The organism is Amycolatopsis sp. cmx-11-12 (genome assembly GCF_046269425.1).
Classification (GTDB): domain Bacteria; phylum Actinomycetota; class Actinomycetes; order Mycobacteriales; family Pseudonocardiaceae; genus Amycolatopsis.
The window spans coordinates 282009-301239 of record NZ_JADNQM010000008.1 but is presented as its reverse complement, the minus strand read 5'-3'; the positions used below and the strand labels follow the sequence as shown (position 1 = coordinate 301239).

The following is a 19231-nucleotide window of genomic DNA, read 5'->3' as shown; positions in this document are numbered from 1 at the left end:
AGCCGTGACAGGGACTTTCAGGACCGCGGCAGCCCCAGCAATCGCTCGGCCGTCAGCGTCAGCAGCACCTGTGTCGTGCCGCCCGCGATACTGAGGCAGCGGGTCAGCAGGAACTCGTGTTGCGCGGGGTCACCGGCGACGAGGGCGTTCCCGCCGAGCGCCTCCAGCGCGAACTCCGCCACCGCCTGCCGATGCCGGACGCCCAGCAGCTTGCGCACGCTCGATTCGGCACCCGGATCCTGGCCGTCGAGCCGCCGCAGCGTCGCCCGCAGGTCCAGGACGGAACACGCGCTGCCGTCGGCGATCAACGCGCCCAGCTTCTCCAGGTCGGCGTCTTCGTGAAGAGTGGCGAGCAGGTTTTCGACGCCCTCTCCCACCGCGGATCCACTGCCGAGCGCGACACGTTCGTTGGCCAGCGTCGTCCGCGCGAGCCGCCAGCCGCCGTTCACCTCGCCGACCACCATGTCGTCCGGCACGAAGACGTCGTCGAAAAAGACTTCGTTGAAGACGGCGTCGCCGGTGATCTCGCGCAGCGGGCGGGTGCTGATCCCGCCGGTGGTCATGTCGACGAGGAAGTACGTGATGCCCTTGTGTTTCGGCGCGTCCGGGTCGGTGCGTGCCAGGCAGATCGCCCAATCGGCTTCTCGCGCGAGCGACGTCCACACCTTCTGGCCGTTGAGCAGCCAGCCTCCGTCGACGCGCCGGGCCGTCGTGCGGAGCGACGCGAGGTCGGAGCCGGCTTCGGGTTCACTGAACAGCTGGCACCAGGTGATCTCGCCGCGCAAAGTGGGCGCGGCGAAGCGGTCCCGCTGCTCCTGTGAACCGTGTTCGAGCAGTGTCGGCACCGCCCAGGAACCAATGACCATGTCGGGACGGCGGATACCGGCATCCGCGAGGGCGGCGTCGATCCGCAGTTGCTCGGCGGCCGTGGCGCCCCGGCCGTACGGCGCGGGCCAGTGCGGGGCCAGCAGTCCCGAATCGGCCAGTGCGACACGCCGTCCAGGCTCGGGAAGGGCGGCGATTTCGCTTACCAGGTCACGGAGTTCGGCGTCTTCGCCGACCTCGACACTCAATGTCCGCCGGTCACCGTGAAGCGCGAGTTCAGCGGCACGACGGCGCCAGCGGGCGGATCCGCCGAGCCACTGACGGAGGGCGACGGCGCGGCGCAGGTAGAAGTGCGCGTCATGCTCCCAGGTGAATCCGATGCCGCCGAGGACCTGAATGCAGTCCTTCGCGTTGGCCACGGCCGCGTCGAGGGCGTAGGCCGCCGCCGTCGCGGCCGCGAAAGAATGCTGCGCGGGGTCGTCTGCCGCCCTCGCCGCGTCCCACGCCAGGGCGTCGGTGGCTTCGGCCCGGCAGAGCATTTCCGCGCAAAGATGCTTGATCGCCTGGAAAGACCCGATGGGACGGCCGAACTGCTCTCGCACTTTCGCGTACTCGACGGCGGTCCGGAGACACCATCGTGCGATGCCGGCGGCTTCGGCGGCACCGAGCGTGGCGGCGTAGTCGTCCACGGGCAGCGACTCGAAAACCGCTTCGGGTGTCACGCCGCCGCATCGGACGCGGCCGACCGGACGGGAGACGTCGAACGGGTCGCACTGCTCGATGTCCACTCCGGACGTCCCGGGTGGAATGAGCGCGGAGACGTCACCGGCGGAGACCAGCAACCACGCCGACGGGTGAACGTCGAGTGCCGGTCCCGACTCGCCGTCGACGACCGAACCCGAGACGACGAAACCGGGGCCGAGCACCACCGCCAGTCGTTCGGTCCCCTCCGCGAGACCGGGCAGGATCTCTTTGGCGGCCTGCGGAACCGTCGACAGCAAGGCGCCGCCCAACGCCGTCCCGAGGACAGGACCGGGTACGAGTGCTTCGGCGGCTTCGGCGAGCCCGGCGGCCAGATCGGCGAGCGTGCCACCCGCGCCGCCGACCTCTTCGGGAATCGCGACGCCGAACAAGCCGAGGTCCGCCAGTCCTGGTGGCGGCTCGGTGATCCGGCCACTTCGGACGGCGTCGACGGGCCGGGCGGACGCCGCCCATGCCCGGATCGACGCGGCCAGCGCCGCCTGTTCCTCGGTGAGCGCGATCGACACGGGTGGGACCTCCTCGCCGTGGCCCTGCTCGGACCTACTAGCGAGTGTAGAACGTGTTACAGTTTCTTGCCCAGTGGGTCACGTCTTGAACAGTTCGTCCGCTTAGGTACGCTACGCGGAGAAAGTGGAACAAGTTCCGAAGATCGGTTCGATGAAGGGGGACGTGGCGATGCCAGGGAAGGCCAAGGCACCCACGAGCGCGAAGGCGCGTAGCGGCAACGGTCTCTCCGCGCTGGGCGGCGACGAACTCGGCTCCGCGGCACAACGCGACCGGCGGCGCCGCATCATCGACGCGACCCTCACGCTCGCCGCGAAAGGCGGGTACGACGCGGTCCAGATGCGCGCGGTCGCCGAGAAGGCGGACGTCGCGCTCGGCACGCTGTACCGCTATTTCCCCTCGAAGATCCACCTGCTCGTCTCCGGGCTGGCCAGGGAATTCGAGCGCGCGCAAGAGAAACTCGAACGCTCCGCCATCCCCGGCGACACCGCGAGCGAGCGGCTGATGTTCGTTCTCGGCCGCAACACCCGGCTGATGCAGCGCGATCCGCACCTCACCGAGGCCATGGTCCGCGCGTTCATGTTCGCCGACACCACCGCGGCCGCCGAGGTCGAGCAGGTCGGGCGGCTGATGGAGAACATGTTCGCCAAGGCGATGGGCATCGAGGACCCGACCGAGGCCGATCGCGACATCTTCCACGTCATCGCCGACGTCTGGATGGCGAACCTGGTCGCCTGGGTGACCCGGCGCGCTTCGGCGGCCGACGTCGCGAACCGGCTGGAACTGTCGGTGCACCTGCTGCTGGACAAAAACGCCTGACGCCCTGCCCTCGTGCAATGAAGGACGCTTTCATAGCAAAATTTGCTATGAAAGCGTCCTTCATTGCAGTACCAGAGGCTCAGGCGGTCAGCTTCGGAAGCACGTCCCGCCCAAAGGTCTCGATGAACTCGTCCTGGTTCCGGCCCACGTTGTGGACGTAGATCCGGTTGAACCCGGCGTCGACGTACTTCTGCAAGGCCGCGCGGTGCACGTCCGGGTCGGACGAGACGACCATGCGGCCCTCGAAGTCCTCACGCCGCACCAGTTTCGCCATCTGGGCGAAGTCGAACGGCGAGCGGATGTCGGCCTTCGGGAACTTCATGCCGCCGTTGGGCCACTGGTCCATCGCGTTGGCCCACGCCGTCTCGTCGTCCTCGGCCCACGACAGGTGCACCTGTAGCAGCTTCGGCATCGAGTCCGGGTCCTTGCCCGCCTTGCGCGCACCGGTCCCGAAGTTGTCGAGGATTCCAGCCAGCTTCTCGATCGACGCGCCCGGCGTGATCAGCCCATCCGCGAGCTCACCGGTCTTGCGCGAGGTGTACGGGCCCGCCGACGCGATGTAGATCGGCGGCGGCTCGTCCGGCAGCGTCCACAACCGGGTGGTGTGCAGTTTGAAGAACTCGCCGCTGTGCTTGACGTCCTTGCCGGTGAACAGCTTCCGGATGACCTCGAGCGCCTCGAACATGCGTCGCACGCGCTCGGGCGCTTCGGGCCAGTAGCCGCCGATGATGTGCTCGTTGAGCGCCTCGCCGGAGCCGATGCCGAGCCAGGTCCGGCCCGGGTAGGTCGCCTCCAGCGTCGCCGCGGCCTGCGCGACCATCGACGGGTGCAACCGGAACGACGGACAGGTCACACCCGGCCCGAGGTCCCCGGTGGTGTTCTCCGCCAGCGACGCGAGCACGCTCCACACAAAGGAAGCTTCACCCTGTTGAGGGACCCAAGGCTGGAAGTGGTCGGCGGCCATCTGGCCGGAGAATCCGTGCTGTTCGCCGAGCGCCGCCAGCCGGATCGACTCGCGCGGCGAGAACTGCTCGAGTGCCGCGGCCAAGCCGATTTGAACCTCAGTCACGCCTGTTGCCCCTTCCGAAAGCTCTCGGCGACCTTCGCGTACTGGTCGAGTCGCTCCAGTGTCGCCGCTTCGGGCTCGGTCGGCAGGAAGAGCGTGGCCTCGTCGACGCCGCCTTCGACCAGCTTGGTCAGCGCGTCCTGCTCCGGGGTGGCACCGAAGGCCGAGAACTTGATGTCGCTCCGGCCCTGGTCGGCCAGCCACTGACGCACCCGGCGAAGCTCCTCCGGCGGTGTGTGGGCGTGCGGCAGCCAGCCGTCGCCGTACTTGGCGATCCGCTCCATCGCCTTCTCCCCCGCACCGCCGATGTAGATCGGCGGATGCGGCTTCTGCACCGGCTTCGGCCACGCGAAGATCGGGTCGAAATCGACGTACTTGCCGTGGAACTCGGCCTCGTCCTTGGTCCAGATCTCCTTCAGCGCGGCGAGTTGCTCGTCCACGAGCACGCCCCGCGTCCGCGGATCCGTGCCGTGATTGCGCATTTCCTCCCGGTTCCACCCGACGCCGACGCCGAAGAGGAACCGGCCTCGCGAAACCAGGTCCAGCGAAGCGACCTCTTTCGCCGTGTGGATGACGTCGCGCTGCTGCAACAACGCGACGCCCGTGCCCAGTTTCAGCTTCGAGGTGGCCCCGGCCGCCGCCGTCAGCGCGACGAACGGGTCCAAAGTCCGGTAGTACACGCGCGGCAGGTCGCCGCCGCCCGGGTACGGCGTCTCCCGACTGACCGGGATGTGCGAATGCTCCGCGATGTGGAGCGAGCTGAACCCGCGCTCTTCGGCGGCGGCGGCGAGGACGTCCGGCCTGATGCCTTCATCGGTGATGAAGGTGGCGATTCCGATCTCCATGTTCAGCAACTACCCGAACACGCCCCGCTATATTCCCGGCCGCTAGACGTTGCGCCGGTACTGCCCGCCCACCTCGAAGAACGCCTCGGTGATCTGGCCGAGCGAGCACACCCGCGCCGCGTCCATCAGCACACCGAACAGGTTGCCGCCGCGAGTCGCCGCCTCACGCAGCGTCTTGAGCGCGACCTGCGCCTCGGCGTGGTGCCGGTGCTGGAAGTCCTCCAGCCGGTGCAACTGCGAGACCTTCTCGTCCTCGGTCGCCCGCGCGAGTTCGACCTCGACGTCGTCCTCGCCGGCGTTCGGGTTGCGGAAGGTGTTGACACCGATGATCGGCAGCGTCCCGTCGTGCTTCTGGCGCTCGTAGAGGATCGACTCGTCCTGGATCTTGCCGCGCTGGTAACCGGTCTCCATCGCGCCCAGCACGCCACCGCGTTCGGAGATCCGGTCGAACTCCAGCAGGACGGCCTCTTCGACCAGGTCGGTCAGCTCGTCGATGATGAACGAGCCCTGCAACGGGTTCTCGTTCTTCGACAGGCCCCATTCCTTGTTGATGATCATCTGGATGGCCATCGCACGCCGCACCGAACTCTCCGACGGCGTGGTGATCGCCTCGTCGAAAGCGTTGGTGTGCAAGGAGTTCGCATTATCGTACAGCGCACACAGCGCCTGCAGCGTGGTGCGGATGTCGTTGAAGCTCATCTCCTGCGCGTGCAGCGAACGCCCGGAGGTCTGCACGTGGTACTTGAGCTTCTGCGAGCGCTCGTTGGCGCCGTAGCGCTCCCGCATCGCGACGGCCCAGATCCGGCGCGCGACCCGGCCCAGCACCGAATACTCGGCGTCCATGCCGTTGGAGAAGAAGAACGACAGGTTCGGCGCGAAGTCGTCGATGCTCATCCCCCGCGCGAGGTAGCTCTCGACGTAGGTGAAACCGTTCGACAGGGTGAACGCCAGCTGCGAGATCGGGTTCGCCCCGGCCTCGGCGATGTGATAGCCGGAGATCGACACCGAGTAGAAGTTCCGGACACCGTGCTCGATGAACCATTCCTGGATGTCGGCCATCATCCGCAGGCTGAACTCGGTGGAGAAGATGCAGGTGTTCTGCCCCTGGTCCTCCTTGAGGATGTCCGCCTGCACGGTGCCGCGGACGTTGCGCAGCGCCCATTCGCGCAGTTCGGCGGCCTCGGCTTCGGACGGCTCGCGGTCGTGCTCGGCCTTGAACGCCGCCACGCGCTGGTCGATCGCGGTGTTGAGGAAGAACGCGAGGATCGTCGGCGCCGGCCCGTTGATCGTCATCGACACCGACGTGCTCGGCGACGTCAGATCGAAGCCGTCATAGAGCACCTCCATGTCCTCCAGTGTCGCGATGGAGACGCCGGACGTGCCGACCTTGCCGTAGATGTCGGGACGGGTGTGCGGGTCGTGCCCGTAGAGCGTCACGGAGTCGAAGGCGGTCGAAAGGCGCTTCGCGTCGGAGTCGGCCGAGAGCAGCTTGAACCGCTTGTTGGTGCGGAACGGGTCGCCCTCACCGGCGAACATCCGCGCCGGGTCCTCCCCCTCCCGCTTGAACGGGAAAACGCCAGCGGTGTAAGGGAAGTATCCGGGCAGGTGTTCGCGGCGCAGGAACGACAGCAGTTCGCCGGACTCGGTGTAGCGCGGCAGCGCCACGCGCGGGATCCGGTTGCCGGACAGCGTCTCGCGCCAGAGCTGGGTGTGCAGTTCCTTGTCGCGGATCTTCACGACCAGCTCGTCGGCACGGTAGGACTCGGCGAGTTCATGGAAACGTGCCAGCAGATTTGTCGACTCACCGTCCACATCGGACTCGGCGGCGGCGAGCAGCCCGTCGAGCGCGTCGGTGTTCGCGTCGACGGCGGCCAGCGCTTCCTTGGCGGCGGCGAGGTGTTCGTGCTGGCGCAGCGCGGCGACCTGCTGCTCGGTCTTGGTGTGATAGCCGCGGACGGTGTCGGAGATCTCCGCGAGATAGCGCGTCCGGTTGGCCGGGATGATCGTGCTGGCGTCGGTGGACACCTTGCCCGCGACCTTCGGGAGCACGCCGGGCGAGACGGTCAGGCCGCGTTCGGCGAGGGTGTCGCGCAGGTGCTGGTACAGCGCGGTGACGCCGTCGTCGTTGAACTTCGCGGCACTGGTGCCGTAGACCGGCATGTCTTCGGGCGAGGAACTGAACGCCTCACGGTTGCGGACGAGCTGGCGCGCGACGTCGCGGCGGGCGTCCTCGGCGCCGCGGCGCTCGAACTTGTTGATCGCCACCGCGTCGGCGAAGTCGAGCATGTCGATCTTCTCCAGCTGCGACGCCGCGCCGAACTCCGGCGTCATGACGTACAGCGACTGGTCCACGTAGTCGACGATGCCGGCGTCACCCTGGCCGATACCCGGCGTCTCGACGATCACCAGGTCGAAGCCCGCGGCCTTGCAGGCGAGGATCGACTCCGAAAGGCCGGTGGGGATCTCGCCGCTGGTGGTCCGGGTGGCCAGCGAACGGAAGTAGACGGGGCCTGAATTGCCTCCAGAGCCGGCGGGCTCGCTCCCGAGGCAGTTCATCCGGATCCGGTCGCCGAGCAGCGCTCCGCCGCCCTTACGGCGCGACGGGTCGACGGCCAGGACGGCGATGCGGAGCTTGTCCTCCTGGTCCAGCCGGAACCGGCGGATCAGCTCGTCGGTGAGCGACGACTTGCCGGAACCACCCGTTCCGGTGATACCGAGGACCGGCGTCGTCCGCGCCTTGGCGGCTTCGGCGATCTTGTCGAGCCACTCCTGAGGCAGCGATTCGCGCTGAAGCTGGGTGATGACCCGGGACAGCGCGGGGATGTCACCCGAAAGCAGTTTGTCGAGCGACCCGGGCGACTGCGCGGACAAGTCCGTGTCGCAGGCCTTGATCATCAGGTTGATCATGCCGGGTAGGCCCATCTCGTAGCCGTCCTCCGGCGAGAAGATGCGCGCGACGCCCCGCGAGTGCAGCAGGTCGATCTCCTCGCGGACGATGACACCGCCTCCGCCGCCGAACACCTTGATGTGCCCCGCGCCTCGCTCGTTCAGCAGCTCGACCAGGTAACTGAAGTACTCGACGTGCCCGCCCTGGTAGGCGCTGATGGCCACACCCTGGACGTCCTCGGCGATGGCCGCGGTGGCGACCTCGTCGACCGACCGGTTGTGCCCGAGGTGCACGACCTCCGCGCCCTGCGACTGCAAGATGCGCCGCATGATGTTGATGGACGCGTCATGCCCGTCGAAGAGGCTCGACGCCGTCACGAAGCGAACGGGGTTCACGGGCCGGTGCAGGTCGCTGGTCATCTCTCCAAAATACTAGGACTTCCTACTGTTTTAAACCCGTCTACTCGCGTGACGGCGCTCTCACTCGTCCTTGACAGATCAACTCGCACCAGTATATTCAACCTAAGGGTTAAACAACCGATCGATTGAGCAGCAATGACCACTGATCAGCTCAGCGCCACGTTCGCCGCCTTGGCGGACCCCACCCGGCGGGCGATCCTCGCCCGGCTCTCCACCGGCGAGGCCAGCGTCAACGAACTGGCCGAGCCTTTTCCGGTCAGCCTTCAGGCCATTTCCAAGCATCTGAAGGTCCTCGAGCGCGCGGGTTTGATCAGCCGGACCCGGACGGCGCAATGGCGGCCCTGCCGGCTGGAGGCCGCCCCGCTCGGCGAAATCGCCGACTGGGTCGAGCGCTACCGGCGTTTCTGGGAAGGCAGCTTCGACCGGCTGGAGGACCATCTGGCCGAACTTCAGAAAGGTGATCAGGATGAGTGAGACCGCGGCACTGCCGGAAATCGTCTCGCAGGACAAGTGGCAGGTCGCGCGGGACGCGTTGCTGGCCAAGGAGAAGGAACTCACCCGCGCCGCGGACGCGGTCGCCGCCGAACGGCGACGGCTGCCGATGGTCCGCTACGACGGCAAGTACGAATTCGACGGACCGCAGGGCCGGGTGACACTGCTGGACCTGTTCGAGGGACGGCGACAGCTGATCGTCTACCACTTCATGCTCAACCCCGGGCAGAAGGCGGGCTGCCCCGGCTGTTCGATGGTCGTGGACCACATCGGCCACCTCGCCCACCTGCACGCCCGCGACACCACGCTGTACGTGGTCGCGCCGGCGACACTGCCCGAAATCGAGCGGTACAAGGAGCGGATGGGCTGGACCGTCCCCTGGGTCTCGACCGTCGGCGACTTCAACCCGGACTGCGGCATCGACGGCGGGTTCGGCATCAGCGTCTTCCTGCGCGACGGTGACGAGGTGTTCCGGACCTACTTCACCACCGCTCGCGGCGGGGACCAGCTGGTGGGGACGCTGCGGTACCTGGACCTGACGCCGCTCGGGCGGCAGGAGGCGTGGGAGGAGTCCAGCCGGGGATCGGACGGGCCGGGTCACTGGTGGAAGCGGCACGACGAGTACTGAGTCCCCGCCCCCGGCCACCGCTCCCGCAATTGGTCACCTACTTGCGGTCGGGGCATGTCGAGAACCAGGAACCCGCTCCGACTCCCAGGTGACCGGCGCCCGGAAGGCGGGCGCCACACCGGAGGGATCCAGCCATGCGCAAGCTCGTCTACGCCGTCCACACCTCGCTCGACGGCCGCATCGAAGGCCCGGACGGCGAGTTCGACTGGACCACGATGGGCCCGGAGCTGTCCGCCCACTCCCAGGAACTGGTCGCCCGCGCCGACACTTTCGCCTATGGACGACGGGTCTGGGACATGATGTCGTCGTACTGGCCGCAGGCCGAAGAGATCTCGGACCACCCGCACGACCTCGAGTTCGCGCCGATCTGGCGGAAGACGCCGAAGATCGTCTTCTCCAGGACATTGGAAAACGCGGACTGGGGCACCGAAGTCGTGGCGGGCGACCTCACCGAGCGGGTCACCGAACTCAAAAGCAGGCCCGGTAAGGATCTGCTGCTGATGGGCGGGGCCGAGCTGGCCACCGCGCTGTCGGACCGCGGCCTGATCGACGAGGTCCATGTCGTCGTGCATCCGGTGGTGCTCGGTGGCGGCAAGCAGGTGTTCGCGGGCGGAGTGCGCACGGACCTGCGGCTGACCGGCACCCGGACGATGGACGGGCGCGCGGTACTGCTGACCTACGAAAAGAAGTGAAACCGGGGCGGCAGCCCCTACGCTGCCGCCGCCAGGTTCACCTGGAGTTGCTCGCGCGCAACGCGATCCACTGCCGCATCGCGTATTCGACCAGCGTGATCAGCGTCTGCTTCGTCGACTCCCGTTCCCGGGCGTCGCAGCGGACGATCGGGATGTTGGGGTCGATCGACAGCGCTTCACGCACGTCGTTGATGTCGTGCTCGAGGATGCCGTCGAAGGTGTTGACCCCGACGATGTAGGGCAGGCCCCGGTCCTCGAAGAAGTCGATCGGCGCGAACGAATCGGCCAGCCGTCGCGTGTCGGCCAGCACCACGGCGCCGATCGCGCCGCGGACGAGGTCGTCCCACATGAACCAGAACCGCTGCTGCCCGGGCGTACCGAACAGGTAGAGGATCAGGTCCGCGTCGAGGGAGACCCGGCCGAAGTCCATCGCGACCGTGGTGGTCGATTTGTTGGGCGTCTGGTCGAGGTTGTCGATCCCCCGACTGGCGTCCGTCATCATCGCCTCGGTGGTGAGCGGGACGATCTCCGACACCGAACCGACGAAGGTCGTCTTACCCGCACCGAAGCCACCCGCCACGACGATCTTCGCGGATGTCATGGTCGGGGGCGCGGTTTCCCGCGGTGCCTTAAAGCCGACGGAGTCCACTCAAAACCCTTTCCATCAACACCAGATGTGCCTCGGCGCCGTCATTGCCCGAAATCGTCTTGTGCACGCTGACCAGTCCCGCGTCCGCCGCGTCGCTGATCAGCACGCGTGCCACACCCAGCGGTACACGCAGGGTCGCCGCGATCTCGGCGACCGAACGCGGGGTCCGGCACTCCTCGATGATCGAAATACATTCGATCTGCTCCGCGGCCACCGAGGGGAGGCTACCCGCGGCGACGTGGTCCTTGGTGGAGATGAGCGTCTCCAGCTCAAGAGCGTAGTTCGCCTTGGTCCGGCCGCCCGTGAGGGCATAGGGACGGACGATCGCCGTCTCTTCGAGTGGCGACGGCGCCTGCTCGAAGACGGCGGGCATGATGAACTCGCCGCTGGGCGGGCCCGGGTCGAAAAGACCACCTGGTCTCGGCCCGACGGCACCTGCGCCGCTGTCGGGTGGAGAAGCAAGTGAGGTCACGCGGTCTCCTTGATCGGTCGGCTGCGGGACTGCCGATTCCCCGGCGGCGTGTACTCCGCCAACCTGGGAATCCTCGGACTGCTTGCTCTTCTTGCGCTTCCGACGACCACGGCCCGAATCCAGGGTGAAGCCGTTCAGGACGTCGGCGAAAGTGCCGTCGTCCCGTGAACCGGCAGCATTGGCAGCCCCCGCGCGCGGGGGCTGGTGTTCACCCGTCCCCGGCGGTTCGCCGAAGGATCCGGACCCAGTGCTCATCGAGACATCATCCCACCGGTTCGCCGATCAGCGACCCACCGGCGCCCTGCAATTGTGCGCGAAGTTCCGGCGTGAGGATCTGGCCGACGCGGTCGACGAGCATCGTCATCTCGTAGGCGACCTGTCCGATGTCGCAGTTCGGGGCGGCGAGGATGGCCAGGCAGGAGCCGTCGCTGATGGACATCAGCACCATGATGCCGAGTTCCATTTCGACGACGGTCTCGTTGACCGCGCCCGCTTCGAAGCACCGCGCGGCGCCCTGGGTCAGGCTCACCAGGCCGGACGCGACGGCGGCCAGCTGGTCGGCCCGGTCCAGCGGGAGCCTGCTGGACGCGGTGAGCAGGAGGCCGTCCGCCGACACGACCACGGCGTGCGCCACTCCGGGCACTCGCTCGGCGAAGTCATTCACCAGCCACCCGAACTGGTTCTGCTGGGGCTGGGCCGGGTTCGGCGAGGTCATTCACCCTCCAGGGTTTCGTGGTTGGCTTCGGTCGCCTGGGCTGTGTGGTGCCGTCCGCGCTGGATGCCCTGCTGGAAACTGCTCAGGCGGCCGCGCACGTCGTGCGCGTCTCGCTGTGGTCGGGGCGTGACCGCCGCGGCGGGCGGTCCCGCGCTGCCCGGAAGCAGTTGCTCCCCGCGACGGCGCCGGGGTAATCCTGCCGAAGTCATCTTCGAGGGCGTGGACTGGGACACCGCTTGGGCGGCCTTCCAGCCTTCGTCGGAGCCGAAGTTCCACGCGTCGGTCTCCTCGACGGCCGAGACCGGTTCCGGTTCCGGCGGCGCTGCCTGCGGTTTCTTCTCGGGCTTCCGGCTCGGCAGCGCGGCGGGCGGCGCCACCGGACGCGCGGCCGTCTCCGGTGCCTTCGGAGGCTCGGGCTTCGCTTGCGGCTGGGTGGCGGGAGTGGCTGCCGGTGCCGCCTTGTCCGCCATCTCCTTGCGACCCCGTTTGACGCCCTGCTGGAAGCTGCTCAGCCTGCCGCGCACGTTCACCGGATCACGGACCGGCAGATCCGATTTGGCGGCGGGCTCGGCGGCCGGGACCGACGACGCCGCGCTGCCCGGCAGGAGCTGCTCGCCCTTGCGGCGACGCGGCAACCCGGCCTGGGTGAACGTCGACGGGGTGGTCTGGGAAACCTCCTGGACCGTACGGAAGGCCTTGTCGCTGGCGAAGTCCCAGTTGCGGGCCTCCTGCTCGGCGGTGACCCCGGCCTCCGCGGTGGAATCGGCTTCGGCGGCGGGCTCGGCGACCTTCTTCTCTTCGGGCTCCTTCTTCCCCGGCTTCTCCTTCTTGACCGCGGGTTTGGCCGCGGGCTTTTCGGGAGCGGGGGCGGGCGAACGGAACCACGCCGAGAGCATCTCGTCGAAGATCGGCGTCGTCTCCGACGCGGTGGGCGGCGCCGCCGGGGGCGGTGTGGTCGCCTGGTCCCACCACTCGCTCAGCGTGGTGTTGTTCTTGGCCTCGAACAGTTCCTTTCCGCTGGGCAGTTCGCCTTCCACCGAAGACGGCGTGGGGTCGGCGGCCTTCGGCGCCTCCTTGGCGACCGGCTCGGGCTCGGCGACGGGCTCCGGCTCCGGCGAGCGGGGTTGCGGGGTCGACGGCGGCTGGGCGGGCGGAGGTGTCGCCTGGTCCTTGGGGATCGGGCTGAACAGCGCCGTTCCCGAGATCTCCAGATCCGACGGCGGCCGCGGGTCTTGGGTGTGGGTGTGCCCGTTCAGTCCGGGCTTGGTGTGGCCTGCCAGATCGTTCGCCGACGGCCACCGCTCGCCGCCCTGTGAGGGCACGCTCGGCCGCGACCCGTTCACGGGACGCTGGCGGCGGGGCAAGCCGCCCGGCTGCTGCGGCGGCAGCGGCGCGAGGCGCTGGGTGATCGGACCGGTGGCGGGGCCGGGGTCCCCGCCCGGCGGGACCATCACGAGGTCGGCCGGAACCGAGACGGTGGCCCGCACGCCGACGATGTCCTTACCGCCGTGCAGTGAGACGCCGATGCGGTGCCTGCTGGCCAGTCGCCCGACCACGAACAGGCCCATCCGGCGCGAGGTGGTGAGGTCGATGTTGGGGGCCTCGGTGAGCCGGGCGTTGGCCTCGGCGACCTCGGCCTCGTTCATCCCGATGCCCTTGTCGAGGATGTCGATACCGAACGAACCGTCTTCGACGAGCCTGGTCGCGACGGTCACCTGGGTCTCCGGCGCGGAGAACGCGGTGGCGTTGTCCAGCAGCTCGGCGATCAGGCGCATCAGATCGTTGGCCGCGTACCCGACCAGCCGGACCGGCGGCGGGTTCTGCACGGTGACCCGCTGGTACTGCTCGATCTCGGACACCGCCGCGCGCACCACGTCGGTGGCGGAGACCGGCTGGCCGGACCGCCTGCCCGGCTCGGCGCCGGAGAGGACCATCAGGTTCTCGTTGTTGCGGCGCATGCGGGTGGCGAGGTGGTCGAGCTGGAACAGCGTGGCGAGCTGGTCGGCGTCCTCCTCGTCGCGCTCCAGCCGCTCGATCAGCTGCAACTGCCGCTGCACGAGACTCTGGCTGCGGCGGGAGAGGTTGACGAACACGTTGCTGTACCCGGTCCGCATCGAGGCCTGCTCGGTGGCCAGGCGCAGCGCCTGGTGGTGCACCTTGTCGAAGGCCCTGGCGACCTCGCCGATCTCGTCGTCGCTGCCGACCGGCACCGGCTGTACGTCGGTGCCCTGCGAGCGGCCTTCCTGGATGTTGCGGACCGCGTCGGGCAGTTGCGTCTCGGCGACGTCGAGGGCGCTGGCGCGCAGCACCTTGAGTGAGCGCAGCAGCTGGCGGGTGATGAGGAAGACGACCGCGACGGCGAGCACCATCGCGCCGAAAAGCAGGACCGCGAGCAGGCCCGCGCCGCTGCTGGCGTCGTCGACCAGTTCGGCCGACACCGAACTCGCCTGCGCGCCGAACTTGTTCGCGACCTCGCCCGTCTTGGTGAGCACCGCGTTCGAGGCGTCGTTCCAGCCCTGCGCGGACAGCGTGCGGAACGCCTGTGCGGACGGGGTGCCCTGCTCGCCGAGCGCGGTCTTCGCGAGCCTGTCACGCGTCTCCATCGCGTCGTCGGTGACGGCGGCGCCGAACTCCTGGCGCTGCTGTTCCGAAGCGGCGGCGCGGAAGTCGGTGAAGCGGTCGGACAGCCGCAGTTCGGCGGTGCGCAGCTGGTCGAGCTCGCTCGGCGCGAGGCTCGAGCGGGCGATGCCGAAGGAGACCAGGGCCTGGCTCAGCGAGAGCTGTTCCTTCATCACGACGAGGTCGTGCAACGCGGCGGGTGTGCCGCCGAGGACGTCTTGACTGGCGCCCGCGGACAACGCGGTGTCGACGGCGAGCAGCGCGGTGGTGACGTCGGTGTACTCGCCGATGGCCTGGACGGGGTCGAGCTGCCCGGCGGAGGCCCGCTGCCGGATGTCGGCCAGCCTGTCCAGCTGGACGGCCGCGGCGTCACGCGCCTGGCGGAGCGACGGCTCGTTCTCGACGGCCCGGGAAGCGGCGGCCACATAGAGAGGGATGGCGGTGTCGACGTCGGCGCGGGCGGAGCCGAGTTCGAGGGTGCCGCCGACGGTGCCGGCGGTCAGCCCGGCGGCGGACTGGGTGCGTTCACGTCCGAGCCCGTCGGCGAGCGTGCGGATCTGCCCGCTCAGCGCGACGAGACGGTCCAGCCGCTGGTAACCGTCGGACCGGCCGACCTGGCCCGCGATGGTGGCGATACCCAGTGCGAGCGCGATGAGGATCGGCACCAGCGTCACGGCCGACAGCTTCACCGGCAGGCTCCAGTCCCGCCAGCGCACGAGCGTGCGCCAGCCGGTGGCCCACCGCGATGGCCGGGGAGTGCGGCCCAGCAACTCCCCGACAGGCACTTGGCCTTCTCCTGCAACGGTCACGTAGGTGACTCCCTGTCCGGCGTCCTGGCACGGTCTGAGGCGTCCGTTCCCGCGAGGTACTCACCTGCGGGGAACTCGGCCCCGGCCTGACCACGTGATCGATCGCGACACGTGGGACCCTGTCCGGCGATCCGGGTGTCCCCAGGAACACCGGTCCGCTTCGGGAGGTCTTGCACCTGCACGTGCAGGTCGCAACCTGCGAAGTGCATGGTCGTCGAGATCAACTTTTCTTTGCCAATCGATCACTTCGGGTCAGCCGGGCCAAAGAATCGTACACCAATCCGGGTGCCGTCAATTCTGTTCAGTACACGGGTGCTGACCTGGGAAAAGTGTGTATCCGAACGATGTACAAGGCCCGAAATCCGTCTTCGCGTCACAAACGAGGTAATTCCGGTTACAAGTTGCACGGATGCACAGGATGCGCATGTCACCCGATCAGCCTACGCAGGGTAGCCGCGTCGCCCGGTCGAACTACTTTCCGTGCCCCCAACGGGTGGGTCAAGCCCAAATGTGTGCCCGATGTTGTGGCCTTGCCACTCCGGCCGACTCTTTGATCGACTCTTTGTCGCTCGACGTGGTGATTTCTTTCGAGATGACCGCCGAACCAGGGGATCTTCCCCGGTCCGCGATGGCGGGCACAGTATCGAAGCCCGTCGCGACCCGGAAGCGGAACTACGATCTGTCACCAAAACGAGGGACACAGCGTGGCCACTCTCCACCGTTTGCCGCAGTGGGCCGTTCGGGCGACGACCGCGCGTGACAATCCACCTCACTATTACGAGTGATAAAGCCGGATCATTTCGACCAAAACGAATTCGCGGAACACTATTCCGACTGGAAAACGAATACCGGGTCGTGCGTTCGTGGAAGCGGGGTCGCCTATTCAGAGCGTCCGAAGCCGTAGTTAGTATGTGCGCTCCGCACCGCGCCCGGATGCCAGCAGCCCCCGGAGGACCCCCATGCCCGACGTCGCGCGCCCCTACGCGGCGAGCAACGCCCTCGAGGACACCGGACAGATGCCCGCGCTGTTCGTCCGCGAGCGCCAGACCGCTCCCCCGCCGCCGCGCAGTACCGGCCCGGACTTCGACCGGATCCAGCACGGCAAGGAGTTCGTCGCGCTGCGCAAGACCTTCCGGCGGTTCGTGTTCCCGATGAGCCTGCTGTTCTTCACCTGGTACATGACGTTCGTGCTGCTGGCGGCCTACGCGCACGACTTCATGAGCCGGAAGGTGATCGGCGAGGTCAACGTCGGCATCCTGCTCGGCCTCGGCCAGTTCGCCAGCACGGTCCTGATCACGATCGCCTACCTGCGCTTCGCCAACAAGCGGCTCGACCCCAAGGTCGAGCGGCTGCGGGCCTCGGTCGAGGCGGGTGAGCGATGAGCATCCCCGACAACGACCCGGTCCTGAACATCGCGGTGTTCGCGCTGTTCGTCGCGATCACCCTGTACGTGGTGTACCGCGCCAGCACGCGGAATTCCTCCACTTCGGACTACTACGCGGCGGGCAGCGCCTTCACCGGGCGACAGAACGGCATCGCCCTCTCGGGTGACTTCCTCTCGGCGGCGTCGTTCCTCGGCATCGCCGGGGCGATCGCGATCCACGGCTACGACGGCTTCCTGTACTCGATCGGATTCCTCGTCGCCTGGATGGTCGATCTGCTGCTGATCGCGGAACTGCTGCGCAACACCGGCCGCTTCACCATGGGCGACGTGCTGAGCTTCCGGATGAAGCAGCGCCCGGTCCGTGCCGCGGCCGCGACGTCGACCCTGGTGATCTCCTTCTTCTACATGCTCGCGCAGATGGCGGGCGCAGGCGGGCTGGTGGCGCTGCTGCTGGACATCCACGGCGGCATCGGCCAGGCACTGGTGATCGGCGTCGTCGGCGTCGTCATGGTGCTGTACGTGCTGGTCGGCGGGATGAAGGGCACCACGTGGGTGCAGATCATCAAGGCGACCATCCTGCTGCTGACCGGTGCGCTGATCACCGTGTTCCTGTTCGGCAAGTTCGGCTTCAGCTTCTCGAACCTGCTCGCCGCCGCCGCCGACAAGAGCCCGCTCGGCGACGAGCTGCTCCAGCCTGGCGGCTCGTACGGCAAGAGCGAGATCACGAAACTCGACTTCGTCTCGCTGGCACTCGCGCTGGTCCTCGGCGCCGCCGCGCTCCCGCACGTGCTGATGCGCTTCTACACGGTGCCGAACTCGCGCGAGGCGCGGCGTTCGGTGGTGTGGGCGACCGCGTGCATGACCGTCTTCTATCTCTGCACCCTCGTCATCGGCTTCGGCGCGGCCGCCCTCGTCGGCCCGGAGGCGATCAAGAACGCGCCGGGCGGGGAGAACTCCGCCGCGCCGCTGCTCGCACTGAACATCGGCGGCACCGTCCTGCTCGGCATCGTCTCGGCGGTGGCCTTCGCGACCATCCTCGCCGTCGTCGCCGGACTGACGATCACCGCTTCGGCCTCCTTCGCCCACGACGTCTACGCCAACATCTTCAAGCGTGGTAAGGCGGAACCGGCCGCCGAGGTCCGGGTCGCCCGGCTGACCGCGGTCGCCGTCGGGGCGTTCGCGATCGTCGGCGGCATCCTGGCGAACGGGCAGAACATCGCGTTCCTGGTGGCACTGGCGTTCGCGGTCGCGGCGTCGGCGAACCTTTCGACGCTGCTGTACTCGCTGTTCTGGAAGCGGTTCAACACCACCGGCACGCTGTGGGGCATCTACGGCGGGCTGATCGCGAGCCTGGTGCTCGTGTTCTTCTCGCCGGTGATGTCGGGGTCCGCGGACTCGATCATCAAGAGCGTCGACTTCCACTGGTTCCCGCTCAAGAACCCGGGCCTGGTGTCGATCCCGTTCTCGTTCCTGTGCGGCATCGTCGGCACGTTCGTCGGCCGCACGAAGGCGGACCCGGTCAAGCACGCCGAGATGGAGGTGCGGTCCCTCACCGGGATCGGCTCCTGACCCCCGTCACGCACGCCATGAAAGGTCCTTTCCTTGCGCCTCAGCAGCCCCACCAGTCACAACGATGGCGCGTGAAGGCCCCCTTCCCTCGGCTCAGCCGAAGAAACTCGACCTTCACACCTTCCCCAAGTACATGAAGGACCCCTTCCTTGCGCCTAGGTACATGAAGGGGGCCTTCACGTACTTCAGGACGGGGCGCCGCCGTCACAGCAGTCCCAACGTCACCAGGGACCACATCGGCTGGTAGTGAAGGCCTCCTTCACTACCTTCAGGGTAGGCAAGGAGGCCTTCACGGCCAGGTGAACGCACTGCGGCGGACTCGGCCGACTCCGGCAGCCGCCCGGCAATCAACAGGTACATGAAGGACCCCTTCCTTGCGCCTAGGTACAGCAAGGGGGCCTTCATGTACTTCAAGCGAGCAAACGCGCCGTCGCGAAGGTCTCGAACGTGCCCCGTCCGAAGGTCATCGCACCCGGAGGCCATCCAGCACGATCGCGAGCAGCCGCTCGGCGTCCTCTGGCGACCCCTTGCTCGCGGCCGAACCCACCCCGTGGCCCAGCCGCAGGATGTCGACCCCGGTGACGTCGGCCCGGAGCACGCCCTCCTCCTGTGCCGCCTTCACGATCGCGTCGGACGCGGTCCGCAGCCGTGCCTGGCACCAGCCGAAGACCTCGGACCCGGCGTCGACGGACGCCTTCAGCGTCATCGCCAGCCCGTGCTTCTCGACCACGTAGATGACGTGCGTCGCCAGCCACGTCTCGAGTGCCTTCCCCGGCGGTAGTTCTTCGAGCAGGTCGAAGGCCTGCTGCGCCAGCCCGTCGATCTCGTCGCGGTAGACGGCCTCGATGAGCTTGTCGCGCGTCGGGAAGTGGCGGTACAGCGTGCCGGCGCCGACTCCCGCGCGTTTGGCGATGTCGTCGGCGGGCACGTCCACGCCGTCGGCGGTGAACGCCTTCTTCGCCACGGCCACGATGCGCTCGTAGTTGCGCCGGGCGTCCGCGCGCATGGGGCGGGCCGGATCGGCCGTGACCATCTGCACCTCCTCGGGCGACGAAAACGGAGACGTTCTCCGATT

15 protein-coding genes are annotated in these 19231 nt (G+C 67.9%); 6 read left to right on the top strand and 9 right to left on the bottom strand.

What is annotated here, in order from left to right:
* Nucleotides 1-17 precede the first annotated feature (17 nt).
* On the bottom strand, nucleotides 18-2093 hold the full coding sequence (locus ACLARN_RS14375; protein ID WP_409491864.1) for an acyl-CoA dehydrogenase family protein: 2076 nt from the start codon (nucleotides 2091-2093) through the stop codon (nucleotides 18-20).
* Nucleotides 2094-2262: 169 nt separating this feature from the next.
* Here ACLARN_RS14375 and kstR point away from each other — a divergent pair, with 169 nt between their 5' ends.
* On the top strand, nucleotides 2263-2910 hold the full coding sequence (gene kstR / locus ACLARN_RS14370; protein WP_409491895.1) for a cholesterol catabolism transcriptional regulator KstR: 648 nt from the start codon (nucleotides 2263-2265) through the stop codon (nucleotides 2908-2910).
* Between the two features lie 79 nt (nucleotides 2911-2989).
* On the opposite strand, the gene ACLARN_RS14365 is transcribed toward kstR, so the two are convergent.
* The 3 genes from ACLARN_RS14365 to icmF are packed head-to-tail and all read right to left on the bottom strand — an operon-like array spanning nucleotide 2990 to nucleotide 8127.
* Nucleotides 2990-3979 (bottom strand): TIGR03557 family F420-dependent LLM class oxidoreductase, encoded by a 990-nt coding sequence (locus ACLARN_RS14365; protein ID WP_409491863.1) that lies wholly within the window; start codon nucleotides 3977-3979, stop codon nucleotides 2990-2992.
* On the bottom strand, nucleotides 3976-4821 hold the full coding sequence (locus tag ACLARN_RS14360) for an LLM class F420-dependent oxidoreductase (protein ID WP_409491862.1): 846 nt from the start codon (nucleotides 4819-4821) through the stop codon (nucleotides 3976-3978). The genes ACLARN_RS14365 and ACLARN_RS14360 overlap by 4 nt, the downstream gene beginning before the upstream one ends.
* Nucleotides 4822-4863: 42 nt before the next feature.
* Complete coding sequence (gene icmF, locus ACLARN_RS14355) at nucleotides 4864-8127, bottom strand: fused isobutyryl-CoA mutase/GTPase IcmF (protein ID WP_409491861.1); 3264 nt, start codon at nucleotides 8125-8127, stop codon at nucleotides 4864-4866.
* A gap of 135 nt (nucleotides 8128-8262) precedes the next feature.
* Here icmF and ACLARN_RS14350 point away from each other — a divergent pair, with 135 nt between their 5' ends.
* The 3 genes from ACLARN_RS14350 to ACLARN_RS14340 all read left to right on the top strand — a co-directional run bounded on the left by ACLARN_RS14350 (nucleotide 8263) and on the right by ACLARN_RS14340 (nucleotide 9939).
* A complete protein-coding gene (locus ACLARN_RS14350) occupies nucleotides 8263-8601 on the top strand; it encodes an ArsR/SmtB family transcription factor (RefSeq protein WP_409491860.1) in 339 nt (112 codons plus the stop codon).
* Nucleotides 8594-9247, top strand: coding sequence for a DUF899 domain-containing protein (locus ACLARN_RS14345; protein WP_409491859.1), 654 nt, complete (start codon nucleotides 8594-8596; stop codon nucleotides 9245-9247). The genes ACLARN_RS14350 and ACLARN_RS14345 overlap by 8 nt, the downstream gene beginning before the upstream one ends.
* Nucleotides 9248-9381: 134 nt before the next feature.
* The gene (locus tag ACLARN_RS14340) at nucleotides 9382-9939 is read left to right on the top strand and encodes a dihydrofolate reductase family protein (RefSeq protein WP_409491858.1); all 558 of its coding nucleotides are present in this window, start codon (nucleotides 9382-9384) and stop codon (nucleotides 9937-9939) included.
* A gap of 37 nt (nucleotides 9940-9976) precedes the next feature.
* On the opposite strand, the gene ACLARN_RS14335 is transcribed toward ACLARN_RS14340, so the two are convergent.
* Genes ACLARN_RS14335 through ACLARN_RS14320 form a run of 4 tightly spaced genes read right to left on the bottom strand, consistent with a single transcriptional unit; the run spans nucleotide 9977 to nucleotide 15179 of the window.
* Complete coding sequence (locus ACLARN_RS14335; protein WP_020637517.1) at nucleotides 9977-10540, bottom strand: GTP-binding protein; 564 nt, start codon at nucleotides 10538-10540, stop codon at nucleotides 9977-9979.
* Between the two features lie 28 nt (nucleotides 10541-10568).
* Nucleotides 10569-11315 (bottom strand): DUF742 domain-containing protein, encoded by a 747-nt coding sequence (locus ACLARN_RS14330; protein WP_409491857.1) that lies wholly within the window; start codon nucleotides 11313-11315, stop codon nucleotides 10569-10571.
* Between the two features lie 7 nt (nucleotides 11316-11322).
* Complete coding sequence (locus ACLARN_RS14325; RefSeq protein WP_005166055.1) at nucleotides 11323-11775, bottom strand: roadblock/LC7 domain-containing protein; 453 nt, start codon at nucleotides 11773-11775, stop codon at nucleotides 11323-11325.
* Complete coding sequence (locus tag ACLARN_RS14320) at nucleotides 11772-15179, bottom strand: nitrate- and nitrite sensing domain-containing protein (protein WP_409491856.1); 3408 nt, start codon at nucleotides 15177-15179, stop codon at nucleotides 11772-11774. Before ACLARN_RS14320 ends, ACLARN_RS14325 begins: the two co-directional genes overlap by 4 nt.
* 983 nt (nucleotides 15180-16162) lie before the next feature.
* Here ACLARN_RS14320 and ACLARN_RS14315 point away from each other — a divergent pair.
* Both ACLARN_RS14315 and ACLARN_RS14310 read left to right on the top strand, forming a co-directional pair.
* Nucleotides 16163-16585 (top strand): DUF485 domain-containing protein, encoded by a 423-nt coding sequence (locus tag ACLARN_RS14315; protein ID WP_409491855.1) that lies wholly within the window; start codon nucleotides 16163-16165, stop codon nucleotides 16583-16585.
* Nucleotides 16582-18156, top strand: coding sequence for a cation acetate symporter (locus tag ACLARN_RS14310; RefSeq protein WP_409491854.1), 1575 nt, complete (start codon nucleotides 16582-16584; stop codon nucleotides 18154-18156). The genes ACLARN_RS14315 and ACLARN_RS14310 overlap by 4 nt, the downstream gene beginning before the upstream one ends.
* A gap of 463 nt (nucleotides 18157-18619) precedes the next feature.
* On the opposite strand, the gene ACLARN_RS14305 is transcribed toward ACLARN_RS14310, so the two are convergent.
* Nucleotides 18620-19189 carry a TetR/AcrR family transcriptional regulator gene (locus tag ACLARN_RS14305; protein WP_409491853.1) on the bottom strand — a complete coding sequence of 190 codons (570 nt, stop codon included), beginning with the start codon at nucleotides 19187-19189 and terminating at the stop codon, nucleotides 18620-18622.
* Between the last annotated feature and the right edge of the window lie 42 nt (nucleotides 19190-19231).